At 38.8% G+C, this 13158-nt stretch carries 13 protein-coding genes; 12 read left to right on the plus strand and 1 reads right to left on the minus strand.

From position 1 onward, the window contains the following. Positions 1 to 134: 134 nt before the first annotated feature. Positions 135 to 665 (minus strand): DUF2529 family protein, encoded by a 531-nt coding sequence (locus MY533_RS01875; protein WP_142509202.1) that lies wholly within the window; start codon positions 663 to 665, stop codon positions 135 to 137. A gap of 155 nt (positions 666 to 820) precedes the next feature. Between MY533_RS01875 and MY533_RS01880 the strand changes: the two genes are divergently transcribed. The 12 genes from MY533_RS01880 (at position 821) to MY533_RS01935 (ending at position 13000) form a co-directional block, all read left to right on the plus strand. Next, positions 821 to 1177 carry a response regulator gene (locus MY533_RS01880; RefSeq protein WP_132360320.1) on the plus strand — a complete coding sequence of 119 codons (357 nt, stop codon included), beginning with the start codon at positions 821 to 823 and terminating at the stop codon, positions 1175 to 1177. A 532-nt stretch (positions 1178 to 1709) separates the two neighbouring features. Then, entirely contained in the window at positions 1710 to 2564 is an 855-nt protein-coding gene (locus MY533_RS01885) for a class II fructose-bisphosphate aldolase (protein ID WP_132360322.1), read from the plus strand. Between the two features lie 453 nt (positions 2565 to 3017). Then, positions 3018 to 3668, plus strand: coding sequence for a fructose-6-phosphate aldolase (gene fsa, locus MY533_RS01890; RefSeq protein ID WP_132360324.1), 651 nt, complete (start codon positions 3018 to 3020; stop codon positions 3666 to 3668). A 63-nt stretch (positions 3669 to 3731) separates the two neighbouring features. Then, positions 3732 to 5018 (plus strand): UDP-N-acetylglucosamine 1-carboxyvinyltransferase, encoded by a 1287-nt coding sequence (locus tag MY533_RS01895; protein WP_248717817.1) that lies wholly within the window; start codon positions 3732 to 3734, stop codon positions 5016 to 5018. A gap of 95 nt (positions 5019 to 5113) precedes the next feature. Then, positions 5114 to 6070 carry a class II fructose-bisphosphatase gene (gene glpX, locus MY533_RS01900; RefSeq protein ID WP_100546229.1) on the plus strand — a complete coding sequence of 319 codons (957 nt, stop codon included), beginning with the start codon at positions 5114 to 5116 and terminating at the stop codon, positions 6068 to 6070. 247 nt (positions 6071 to 6317) lie between these two features. Beyond that, positions 6318 to 7601 (plus strand): transcription termination factor Rho, encoded by a 1284-nt coding sequence (rho, locus tag MY533_RS01905; protein WP_053484460.1) that lies wholly within the window; start codon positions 6318 to 6320, stop codon positions 7599 to 7601. Between the two features lie 290 nt (positions 7602 to 7891). Continuing rightward, the gene (rpmE, locus tag MY533_RS01910) at positions 7892 to 8095 is read left to right on the plus strand and encodes a 50S ribosomal protein L31 (protein WP_049668005.1); all 204 of its coding nucleotides are present in this window, start codon (positions 7892 to 7894) and stop codon (positions 8093 to 8095) included. A 441-nt stretch (positions 8096 to 8536) separates the two neighbouring features. Next, positions 8537 to 9109, plus strand: a complete 573-nt coding sequence (locus tag MY533_RS01915; protein WP_132360332.1) for a thymidine kinase — start codon at positions 8537 to 8539, stop codon at positions 9107 to 9109. A 184-nt stretch (positions 9110 to 9293) separates the two neighbouring features. Beyond that, positions 9294 to 10370 (plus strand): peptide chain release factor 1, encoded by a 1077-nt coding sequence (prfA, locus tag MY533_RS01920; protein ID WP_142509196.1) that lies wholly within the window; start codon positions 9294 to 9296, stop codon positions 10368 to 10370. Next, positions 10357 to 11217, plus strand: coding sequence for a peptide chain release factor N(5)-glutamine methyltransferase (gene prmC / locus MY533_RS01925; RefSeq protein ID WP_248717818.1), 861 nt, complete (start codon positions 10357 to 10359; stop codon positions 11215 to 11217). Before prfA ends, prmC begins: the two co-directional genes overlap by 14 nt. Before the next feature lie 44 nt (positions 11218 to 11261). Next, positions 11262 to 11861: a stage II sporulation protein R gene (locus tag MY533_RS01930; RefSeq protein ID WP_248717819.1), complete on the plus strand. Its 600-nt coding sequence runs from the start codon at positions 11262 to 11264 to the stop codon at positions 11859 to 11861. 101 nt (positions 11862 to 11962) lie between these two features. After that, on the plus strand, positions 11963 to 13000 hold the full coding sequence (locus MY533_RS01935) for an L-threonylcarbamoyladenylate synthase (RefSeq protein WP_248719131.1): 1038 nt from the start codon (positions 11963 to 11965) through the stop codon (positions 12998 to 13000). Positions 13001 to 13158 lie beyond the last annotated feature (158 nt).

A 13158-nucleotide genomic window follows, 5' to 3' on the forward strand; every position in this document is an offset into this window, starting at 1 on the left:
AGAACTTGTTTCTCGATAAAAGTCCAAAATGTTTCGATAAAATGAGATTTTGTTACGATAAAAGCTCAAATAGTTTCGATAAAGAGCGATTTTGTTTCGATAATCTTCAAAGTATTTCTGTAATGTTAGATTCTTTACAGCTCTTCGTCATCAAGACCAAGCATTTCATCATACGCAATTTTTACTGCTTCATAAACAAAAAGGGCAGCGATAGCATGTGGCACGACTATGCGCTTACCTAAATCGTTCGGTAATAAACCACCGCGCATGCGTGTTGAAATATACGTATACGCTAAATCTGCTAGTGGATTTTCAGAATTATCAACTTCGCTAGCAACTGCTGCAAATGGAATAAACTGATTATTTAATTGCTGTGCTAAGGCTAATGCATCCTCATCGTGTGCACTACGTGTAAAAATGCATACACGATCAGCTTCTGTGATCACTGTATCTTTTGTCCAAGGGACTAACTTGGTAAAACGTTCAACAGCTTGGCATGCATTTAATTCGACAACTTGCATTTCGCCAAAACATGCGAAATAGACATTGCCTTCACCAATACCCGCTTGTGCAAGTAATCTTGCTGTTTCTTCAATAGCTTCCTCTTCAGTTTGTGTTATTCTTTGTAATAATCCACTTAATTGTGTTGTTAGAATTTTTGACATGATCCCACCTCAATCAATATTATAGGTATGATAAGAGCATAAAGCAAAAGCAGATAATTTATAATACTAGAAGGTATTAAGAGGTTAAAGGAGAATAATACATAATATAGGAAGTTTTGTGTAAGAATAATAACTCAAAAAGGGCGGAATGAAATGTGAAACGATTACTAATTGTCGATGATCAACCAGGAATTCGTTTGCTATTAAATGAAGTATTGAAAAAAGAAGGTTATGTTACATATTTAGCTGCAAATGGTATGGAAGCGCTGAAATATGCTGAGGAGGAAATGGATTGTGTCCTATTAGACATGAAAATTCCAGGGATGGATGGCATAGAAATTTTAAAGCGCTTAAAAGAGAAGTGGCCACAACTTCCAGTATTCATGATGACTGCATATGGTGAATTGGACGTTGTACAGGAGGCATTAGATTTAGGAGCAATCCGATATTTTACTAAGCCTTTTGATATTTTTGAAGTGCGAGATGAAGTGAATAAAACATTAAAAGTATAGAAAAACAGGCAGTGGTCAACACCGCCTGTTTTTCATGATTGTATAAGATTTTTAGTAATTTTCTACCGTTTTATATTCATTAGCTGCCAAAATATATAACTCATCACCATAACATTCCCTTACGTGCAGAAAACGAGACGCTGTCGCTACGTTCCACTCCGCTTTCGCGTAGAAAATAAAAGCCCCTGCTTTTCAGGGGCTGAAACCTTCGTTCCGTTGCACTGCCGCTACGTTCCACTTCGCTTACGTGCAGAAAACAAGACGCTGTCACTACGTTGCACTCCGCTTTCGCGTAGAAAATAAAAGCCCCTGCTTTTCAGGGGCTGAAACCTTCGTTCCGTTGCACTGCACTGCGGTTGCACTGCCGCTACGTTCCACTTCGCTTACGTGCAGAAAACAAGACGCTGTCGCTACGTTGCACTCCGCTTTCGCGTAGAAAATAAAAGCCCCTGCTTTTCAGGGGCTTTTATTTTTGCTATGATTAAATAGCATATCTATGTAAAAGAATAGTCCTAAGAGGAGGATTTTTAGTATGGCATTAGTATCTATGAAAGAGATGTTAATTAAAGCAAAAGCAGAAGGTTATGCGGTTGGTCAGTTCAACATCAACAACCTTGAGTGGACTCAAGCAATTTTACAAGCAGCAGAAGAAGAAAAATCTCCAGTAATTCTAGGCGTTTCTGAAGGCGCAGGTAAATATATGGGCGGATTCATCTCCGTTGTACACATGGTAAAAGGTTTGATGGAATCTTATGGCACTACAGTACCTGTAGCTATTCATCTTGACCATGGTTCAAGCTTTGAAAAATGTAAAGAAGCAATTGATGCAGGATTTACATCGGTTATGATTGATGCTTCTCATCATCCATTTGAGGAAAATGTTGCGACTACTTCAAAAGTAGTTGAGTACGCTCATGCGAAAGGTGTTTCTGTTGAAGCAGAGCTTGGCACGGTAGGTGGCGACGAGGATGGCGTTATCGGTGGTATTATGTACGCTGATCCAGAGGAATGCCGTAAAATGGTTGAGCTAACAGATATCGATTGCTTAGCACCAGCACTTGGCTCTGTACATGGTCCCTACAAAGGTGAACCAAATTTAGGTTTTAAAGAAATGGAAGAAATCTCTAAATTAGCAGATTTACCATTAGTATTACATGGTGGTACAGGAATCCCAACAAAAGATATCCAACGCTCGATTTCATTAGGTACAGCAAAAATTAACGTCAATACTGAAAATCAAATTGCTGCTACAAAAGTAATCCGTGAAGTTCTTGATAATGATAAAGTTGTTTATGACCCTCGTAAATTCCTTGCTCCAGCACGTGAAGCGATTAAATCAACAGTTATCGGGAAAATTCGTGAATTTGGTAGTGCGCAAAAAGCATAATTTTTGTATCTAAAATACTACAAAAGCACAGATGAATACACAAATAAGAGAAGTGTTGATGCTGTTATCGACCTTCTCTTGTTTTTGAAATGATAAATTTTTGGCGAAAATAATATTAATAATGCCTCGCCATAAATTCCGTGAATTTTGCCGGAGGCTTTAGGCTAACAAATATTTATTGCGCGCGAAAGTGTAGTGCTGACGCTACGCTTTCGCACATATAAATTGCCACAGGACGTGGTGAGTTCCTTTATTTCAACGGGTGTTTACTCGTTGAAAAAGTAAATATAAAGTCCATCACCAAAAGTTGGGGATGGCATTTAGGTGAAAACGAATGTAATGTATAGTAGTTGATTTTCAATCTAACTGAACGGCTATAGATAAGCGCTCAGGTGGAACGAAAGCAACCCTACGTTATGGTACTAAGCCAAACAATGATCAGGAGGGAATATAATGAAATTTTTCATTGATACAGCAAACTTTGAAGAGATTAAAGAAGCACACGCATGGGGTATTTTATCAGGTGTTACGACAAACCCATCGTTAGTTGCTAAAGAAGAGAACGTTTCTTTCCATGATCGACTGCGTGAAATCACAGAGCTTGTAGATGGCTCAGTGAGTGGGGAAGTAATTGCTCTAGATGCGGAAGGTATGATTAAAGAAGGCTTAGAATTGGCAGAAATTGCTCCGAATATTACAGTTAAATTGCCAATGACGCCAGCTGGATTAGAGGCATGTCGCTTCTTTGCAGACAAAGGTATTAAAACGAACGTAACATTAATCTTCAGTGCCAACCAAGCATTAATGGCTGCTCGTGCGGGTGCTACATATGTATCACCATTTATCGGTCGTCTAGATGATATAGGTCAAAACGGTGTAGAACTAATTGAAACGATTGCAGATATTTTCACAATTCATAATATCGATACGCAAATTATCGCTGCATCTATTCGTCATCCGCAGCATGTAACAGCGGCAGCACTTGCTGGTGCACATATTGCAACTACTCCTTTTAAAGTATTAAAGCAACTTTTCCATCATCCATTAACGGAAAAAGGAATTGAAGGATTTTTAACGGATTGGAATAAGAGAAAAGGCAAATAATAAGATTATATAGTGAGCCAATTGCAGAAAAAATTACTTTCCAATCATGAGGGAGAACGCGAAATGGATGTTTATAAAATTACAGGCGAAAATCGTCTAAAGGGTACAATAAAAGTTAGTGGTGCAAAAAATAGTGCAGTCGCCTTAATTCCCGCATCAATTTTGGCGAACTCTCCAGTGACAATTGGAGGGATACCAGAAATTTCTGATGCATGGACGTTAAAGGCATTATTAGAGGAAATCGGTGGAGAAGTTTCATTTGAGGATGGCATAATGACCATTGATCCGACAGAAATGATTGCGTTGCCTTTACCAAACGGCAACGTGAAAAAGCTTCGTGCCTCCTATTACTTAATGGGAGCAATGCTTGGCCGCTTTAAAAAAGCTGTGATTGGTTTACCAGGAGGCTGTTTCTTAGGGCCACGTCCTATTGACCAACATATAAAAGGCTTTGAGGCATTAGGTGCGAAAATCACGAATGAGCATGGAGCAATTTATTTACGTGCTGATGAATTAATTGGCGCAAAAATATATTTAGACGTTGCCAGTGTAGGCGCAACAATTAATATTATGTTAGCTGCAGTCCTTGCGAAAGGACGTACGGTTATTGAAAATGCAGCAAAAGAGCCGGAAATTATTGATGTAGCTACTCTTCTCACTAACATGGGAGCTAATATTAAAGGTGCAGGTACAAGTGTTATCCGTATTGAAGGCGTAGAGGAACTTCATGGTACGGAGCATACGATTATTCCGGATCGTATTGAAGCTGCAACATTTATGATTATGGCTGCCGCTTTAGGTGAAGGCATTACAATTGATAATGTTATCCCATTGCATTTAGAGGCTATTATTGCAAAGCTTCGTGAAATGGGTGTAAAAATTGAAATCGGTGAAGAAAGTATTTTTGTGCCAAAAACGGATCTCTCCACATTGCAAGCCGTTGATGTGAAAACATTAGTGTATCCTGGATTCCCAACTGATATTCAGCAACCACTTTCTGTTTTAATGTCTCAAGCATTTGGTTCCTCAAAGATAACAGATACAATCTATACAGCTCGATTTAAGCATATTGATGAACTTCGTCGTATGAATTCCAATGCACGCGTTGAAGGAAATACAGCTATTATTACAGGTCCTAGTAAATTACATGGTTCAACCGTAACAGCTACAGACCTTCGTGCTGGTGCTGCATTAGTATTAGCAGGTCTATTAGCTGAAGGCGAAACGGAAATTCATGATATCTATCATATTGAGCGTGGTTATAGCTCACTTATTGAGAAATTACGTGATTTAGGCGCCGATATTCGACGTGAAACAATAATGGCCCGTGTAGCAGAGGCAAAGGAATAATGAGAGCTAAAAGTTTTGAACTAACTATGTTACAATAGAGGTAATTTGAATGTTTCGGCGAAGAAATATGCCGATAACGGGAGGCAAATAAAACAATGGAACGTAGTTTATCGATGGAAGTAGTACGAGTAACAGAGGCAGCAGCAATCGCATCCGGGAAATGGATGGGGCGCGGTTTAAAAATTGAGGCAGATGATGCAGCAACGACAGCGATGCGCGTAATGTTCGATACAATTCCAATGCATGCTACAGTAGTGATTGGTGAAGGCGAAATGGATGAAGCACCAATGCTTTATATTGGTGAAGAACTTGGCCTACGTAATGGAGGTCCTCAAGTAGATATCGCAGTTGACCCATTAGAAGGTACAAATATTGTAGCGAAGGGTACAAATGGTGCAATGACAGTTCTTGCTATTGCAGATAAAGGTAATCTGTTAAACGCACCTGATATGTACATGGAGAAAATTGCAGTAGGACCGGAAGCAGCAGGTAAGGTAGATATTAACGCTTCTGTTACGTATAATTTATTACAGGTAGCAAAAGCTAAAAATAAAGATATTTCAGATGTAGTAGCTACACTTTTAGATCGACCACGTCACCAAGCAATTGTTGATGAAATCCGAGAAGCTGGGGCACGTATTAAATTTATTCAAGACGGCGACGTTGGAGCAGCTATTAATACTGCTTTTGATGAAACTGGCATTGATATTATGTTTGGTACTGGTGGTGCACCGGAGGGTGTAATTTCAGCTGTTGCATTAAAATGTCTGGGTGGAGACTTCCAAGCGAAGCTAGTTCCAGAAGATGAAGAACAATTAGAACGTTGTAAAAAAATGGGTGTAGATGTAGATAAAGTTCTTTATTTAGATGATCTAGTTAAAGGTGACGATGCTATTTTTGCAGCGACTGCTGTAACAGATTGTGAGCTTTTAAAAGGTGTGCAGTATAAAGGAGCTTATGCATTAACACATTCAGTTGTTATGCGAGCTAAATCTGGAACTGTGCGTTTTGTAGAAGGTCGACACGCTCTTGATAAAAAACCTAGCTATTAATAAAAATTTCTTCTAAAATATACCTAGTGCATCTTTTTGCGCTAGGTACCTTCTTCTAAATTTTCAACCATCCCATAGTTTTATAAGGCTATATTATGCTTCATTGTTTTGCATAGTTAATTCAAATACCTATCGCTCTGCTTCAAGCTGACAGGTGCGAATAGACTACAGAGCCTATCGTAAAAAAAACTTCTTTGTTAACCCCAAAAACAGCAATTATATTTTGAAAAAGACTGGAGTTGTGCATATGTCTGCATTGACAATCGCTCAATTAGAAAACATGACGTTAAAAGAGCTTTACGCCCTTGCACGCCAATACAAAATTTCATATTATAGCAAGCTAACGAAAAAAGAATTAATATTTGCTATTTTGAAAACACGTTCAGAGCAAGAGGGTTATTTCTTTATGGAAGGTGTACTAGAAATTGTTTCGCAAGAGGGCTTTGGCTTCCTTCGACCAATTAACTATTCACCAAGTAAAGAGGATATTTATATTTCTGCGTCTCAAATTCGTCGCTTTGACTTACGAAATGGGGACAAGGTATCTGGTAAAGTACGTCCACCTAAAGAAAACGAACGCTATTATGGACTACTACAGGTGGATGCTGTTAACGGCGAAGACCCAGAAGTAGCAAAGGAACGTGTGCATTTTCCAGCATTAACGCCTTTATATCCTGATCGTCAAATTAAGCTTGAAACAACACAACGTAATTTATCGACGCGTATTATGGATTTAGTGGCACCTGTAGGCTTTGGGCAACGTGGATTGATCGTTGCACCACCAAAGGCAGGGAAAACTTCATTATTAAAAGAAATCGCGAATGCTATTACAACAAATTATCCGGATGCAGAGTTAATTGTTTTACTTATTGACGAACGCCCTGAGGAAGTAACTGATATCGAACGTTCTGTGAATGCAGATGTAGTAAGCTCAACTTTCGATGAGGTTCCAGAAAATCATGTGAAAGTTGCAGAAATTGTCTTAGAACGTGCACGCCGCTTAGTTGAGCATAAGCGTGATGTTATTATTTTAATGGACTCTATTACACGTTTAGCACGAGCGTATAACTTAGTTATTCCTCCGAGCGGTCGTACGCTTTCAGGCGGTATTGATCCTGCTGCATTCCATAGACCAAAACGATTCTTCGGTTCTGCACGTAATATTGAAGAAGGCGGTAGTTTAACAATTTTAGCGACAGCTTTAGTGGATACAGGATCTCGTATGGATGAGGTCATTTATGAAGAATTTAAAGGAACAGGTAATTTAGAGCTTCACCTTGATCGCCAATTAGCAGAGCGTCGTATTTTCCCAGCGCTTGATATCCGCCGTTCAGGTACACGTAAAGAGGAGCTTCTGCTTGAGCCTGAGCAACTGGAAAAATTATGGGCAATTCGTAAAACATTCTCGGACGCACCTGATTTTGCGGAGCGCTTCATGAAAAAATTACGTACAACAAAATCAAATGAAGAATTTTTTGAAAAATTAAATGAAGATATGAAAAAAGCTACTAAAGGTAAGGGCTTACTATAAAACATGAATCACCGTTGACTAGCAATAGTCGATGGTGGTTTTTTTGATTATCTATTTGCTAGTTTGAACTTATAAGAAATCTATTCCCAGTCGGAACAGAAAATAGGACAAAACTTTAAATTTTTGTTATAAATAACGAATCATTAACTATTGTCAAATATATATTTTATATGGTACTATTGCTAAGTATGCAACGTGTACATATGTAGCTGACACATATTCGGGCTATGTAAGGTACAGTTCGATAATACTCTGTTCCAGATGGTTCAGGGCGAGAGGAGAAAACGAATATGAAACAAGGAATTCATCCAGATTACAAAGAAGCAACAGTAACTTGCTCTTGTGGTAACTCTTTCAAAACTGGTTCAGTAAAAGAAAACATCGTTGTCGAGTTCTGCAACGATTGTCACCCATTCTATACTGGCCGTCAAAAATTCGCGTCTGCTGATGGTCGCGTAGATCGTTTCAACAAAAAATACGGTCTTAAAAACTAATGTTAGTTTAATACCTGCCAAGCATGTGCTTGGCAGGTATTTTTTTCAGTATAATACAATTATGCCTCGGCATAATTGCGTCCGGAATCGGCTTTGTGCTTAGGACTGCAAATGTTGTTGTGCAAAAGCGCAGTGTTAACGACAGCAACAGCTATTGAGCGAAAGCGTAGATCTGAGGCACGATGCAGGTCAGTTAGTCGTTATCGCGTGGATGCGATGATTTTAGGCGAACATCCTCTAAGAACTCCTTTCCGATTCCGTGACATCCGCCGGAGGCTTAACTTCTTTCAGTGGGTGTGTGGATACCAGCTGAAAATAGCTTAAATCCGCATTCATCTCCCTAGCTATTGAGGTGGGAGACTGCTGTAGCCGAAAGAAGTTAAATGCCTATTGCGAGTCTTTTCAGTATCTAGATCGACATGAAGAAAGGGAGAAGACAAAATGGCACAGCTATATTTTAAACATGGTGCAATGAATAGTGGTAAATCTATAGAAATTTTAAAAGTTGCGCATAACTATGAAGAACAACAAAAACCTGTAATGATGTTTACATCAGGTCTTGATACGCGAGATGAAGTAGGTTTTATCTCAAGTCGAGTAGGCTTACGTCAACAAGCCATTCCTGTTAATGATGATACAAATATTTTTGAACTAGTAAAAAATAATACTGTAAAACCATATTGTGTACTTGTTGATGAAGTACAATTTCTAAAAAAAGAGCATGTTTTACAGTTGGCAAATATCGTGGATGAGCTAGATATTCCAGTCATGGGCTTCGGTCTAAAAAATGATTTCCAAAATGAGCTATTTGAAGGCAGTCAGTACATGCTTACATATGCAGATAAAATTGAGGAAATGAAAACAATTTGCTGGTTCTGTCATAAAAAGGCGACAATGAATTTGCGTGTTGATGAACGTGGAAAGCCTGTTTACACAGGTGATCAAATTCAAATTGGAGGAAATGATTCCTACTATCCGGTTTGTCGAAAATGTCACGTGCATCCGCCGCTATAATGCAAACTGATTCAGTTGATAGAACTAATAAAAAGTAGCATACATGCGGAAATTTCCTTATACTAAGTAGTGGAAATGAAAAATGCTCAAAAATATTCTTACGCGCTTAGCGTAATTCAAATTTAAAGTTTCTCTGCAAATACAAAAGAGTAAACTTCATAAAAACTTAATAGAGGTGAAATCCATGTTCGATCGATTACAAGCAGTGGAGGATCGTTATGAAAGGCTAACGGAACTTTTAAGTGATCCCGATATTGTGAATGATAGTAAAAAATTACGTGAATATTCCAAAGAACAATCAGATATCCAGGAAACTGTTGATGCTTATCGTGAATATAAAAGTGTAAAAGAGCAATTAGTTGAAACACGTGAAATGCTAGATAGTGAAAAAGATCCTGATATGCACGAGATGGTGAAAGAAGAATTCAACCTACTAAAAGAACAACAAGAAGAGTTAGAAGAACGTTTACGCATCTTATTAATTCCAAAAGATCCTAATGATAATAAAAACGTTATTATGGAGATTCGCGGAGCAGCTGGTGGAGACGAGGCGAATATTTTCGCTGGAGATTTGTTCCGCATGTACTCTCGTTACGCAGAGACACAAGGCTGGAAAATTGACATAATGGAAGCGACGCCAAACGCAATGGGCGGCTATAAAGAAGTTATTTTTATGATTAACGGTCAAGGTGCATATTCAAAATTTAAATTTGAAAATGGTGCGCACCGTGTGCAACGTGTACCTGCGACAGAATCTCAAGGGCGTATTCATACATCGACAGCAACAGTAGCTTGCTTACCTGAGGTCGAGGAAGTGGATGTTGAAATCCATGAAAAAGATATCCGAGTGGATACATTTGCATCTTCTGGTGCCGGTGGCCAGTCGGTAAATACTACGATGTCAGCTGTTCGTATGACTCACTTACCGACAGGTGTTGTTGTTTCGATGCAGGATGAACGATCACAAATTAAAAACCGTGAAAAGGCAATGAAAATTCTGCGTGCTCGTGTTGCTGATATGTATTTACAAGAAGCACAAAAGGAAATCGATGCCACACGTAAATCAGCTGTAGGTTCAGGCGATCGCTCTGAGCGTATTCGCACATACAATTATCCACAAAACCGTGTAACAGACCACCGTATTGGTTTAACGATTCAAAAACTAGATCAAATCGTCGAAGGTAGACTAGGCGAAATTATTGATGCGCTTATTTTAGAGGAACAAGCATCAAAGTTAGAGCGATTAAATGATGACCTATAATAGTGTAATGGAGGCCCTTCAATGGGCTTCTTCTTTTTTAGTGGATAATGATCGTGAGGAAACGGCAGCACGTATTGTCATGCAGCATATACTTGGCACAAGCTACTCAGAAGTAATGTTACATCTTCAAGATGAATTAACAGCTGAACAAAAAGAGAAATTTAAAGAACTCATCGAAGAGCATGCGAGTGGACGACCTGTACAGTATTGCCTCGGTAGTGAAGAATTTTATGGCCGTTCATTTATTGTCGATGAGTCAGTGCTAATTCCTAGACCAGAGACCGAGGAATTAGTACTTGGAACAATTAATCGTATGAACAAAATGTTTAATGATCAAGCAGTGAAGCTTGCAGATATCGGAACTGGTAGTGGTGCAATTGCTATTTCTATGAAGCTAGAATGTCCCGAGCTAACAGTCGTTGCCACTGATTTATCCGCAGCGGCTTTAACAACAGCACAAAGAAATGCACAAAGATTAGCAGCGGAAATTGATTTTCGATTAGGGGATTTAACGAAACCTCTGGCAGGTGAGAAATTTGATATCGTGTTATCGAATCCACCGTATATTGCTTTTGATGAGGCGAAAGAGATGTCGAGTACCGTACTAGAGCATGAACCGCATAGTGCTCTTTTTGCAGAGGAAGACGGACTTATTTTATATAGAAAGTTGGCTGAGCAGCTTCCGCCCCTTATGAATAAACCTGCGCTCATTGGTCTAGAAATCGGTTATACACAAGGGGAGCAGGTAGCTCAATTCTTTAAAAATAGTTTTCCGCAGGCTACAATTACGATAGAAAAAGATATAAATGGTAAACCTCGAATGATTTTTTGTGAAATTCATGTATAAAGTATCTACTTCTTGCCAACAATGTTGAGCAAGGAGGGATTTTTATGTTAAACGAATACAAGATTATTAGATTACCTAAACGAAATATTATTCTAGCTTTTGCAAGATTAGTATTTATTGCGATTGCTTTACAATTATGTGTTTTATATATTCCAACATTAGTAGGTTTTGCGAAAGCGTCTATCAATCATGAGCAAGAAAATGATTTTCGTATACGCGTTATTGCCAATAGCAATACGAATCAGGATCAGTTTGAAAAAGAGCAGCTTGTCAAAAATTTAATGCCCTATTTTACACAAGTAGTAGCTAGTGCTAAAGCTAAAACTGTGGATAACGAGCAAATACTTTTATTAAAACAAGAAATTGAGGCAGAAATAAAAGAAAATTATCCACAACTGGATACACAAGTTGTACTTGGGGATAACTTATTTCCACCAAAGAGAAAGGACGCTGTACTTTATCCACAAAATTTGTATCATTCGATTGTCGTGAAAATCGGTGATGCACGTGGTGATAACTGGTGGTGTAGTGTATTCCCATCAATTTGTGAGCCTGCGAAAGAAGAAGCAAAAGAAGAAGTAAAAGAAGAGAAGGAACACGTTACATTTTTTATATGGGAATGGATTAAAGGTTTTTTTGAATGAATTGTTCACAAATTCAGATAACTTATGCACAATTTTTAATAAGTTATAAACATTATGTGGATAATTCAGTAAAAACGAATAATTGAAGGAAGGTTTTAATGATGGAAACCGTTTGCAAGATTGTGGACAGTAATGTGAATAGTCAGACAAATTATACACAAGCTGTGGATATCTTAAATGCAGGTGAGGTCGTGGCATTTCCAACAGAAACGGTTTATGGCCTAGGAGCTGTTGCAACAAATGACACGGCAGTAAAAAAGATATTTGAAGCAAAAGGTCGTCCTTCTGACAATCCGCTAATTGTCCACATTGGCACGCAAGAGGAAGTTGAACTTTATATTGAGCATATTTCTGAAGTAGCCAAAAAATGTATGGATTTATTTTGGCCAGGTCCACTGACACTTGTAATGCCCGTTAAGCCAAATGTGCTGGCGGACAGTGTGACAGCAGGTCTATCGACTGTAGGCATTCGTATGCCGGATCATCCAGTTGCACTTGCCTTACTTCAACAATTAAAAAAGCCACTTGCTGCGCCGAGTGCTAATCGTAGTGGAAAGCCAAGTCCTACAGAAGCAATACATGTTCAGGATGATTTGGGAGGGTACATACCTTATATTTTAGATGGAGGCTCCACTGGGATTGGACTCGAATCTACAGTGTTAGATGTGACACACGAACCTCCAGTAATTTTGCGTCCAGGCGGAATTACGAAGGAAATGTTAGAGGCTAAAATTGGTCAAGTACTGCAACCTTCAAAAATAGAGCAAAAATTAGAGGCTACTCCAAAAGCCCCTGGTATGAAATATACACACTATGCTCCTAATGCCCCTGTGCTATTAATTGACTGTGATTTAGAGAAAGTCCATGAGGCTGTCTATCAATTACAAAAACAAGGGCATAAAGTAGCGTTACTTGCACCAGCTAGCTTTGCTGACAGCAAGGCAGATTTTTATTTCTCAGTAGGAGAGGCCGGTAGTAAAGAAGAAATGGGTGCGACATTGTATCATGCGCTAAGAGCTTGCGATAAAACAACAGCTACAATTATCCTGGCGACTACTACATCGACTGAAGGGGTAGGGGCTGCAATTATGAATCGTCTTGAGAAAGCAGCCGGAGGAAAATGGTATACTCGTTCATAAAATACCTATAAAAAATAGTATGCTAGAAGTAACTTCTGGCATGCTATTTTTGTATGAGAACGTAAATTATTAGTGTTCACCAATCGGGCTTTTATGGGCAGTACTGACGCTTCGCTTTTTAGTACAGATCAAGTATAAAAATCTGCTTAGACTTTTCT

The organism is Lysinibacillus sp. Ag94 (genome assembly GCF_023242215.1).
Lineage (GTDB): Bacteria > Bacillota > Bacilli > Bacillales_A > Planococcaceae > Lysinibacillus.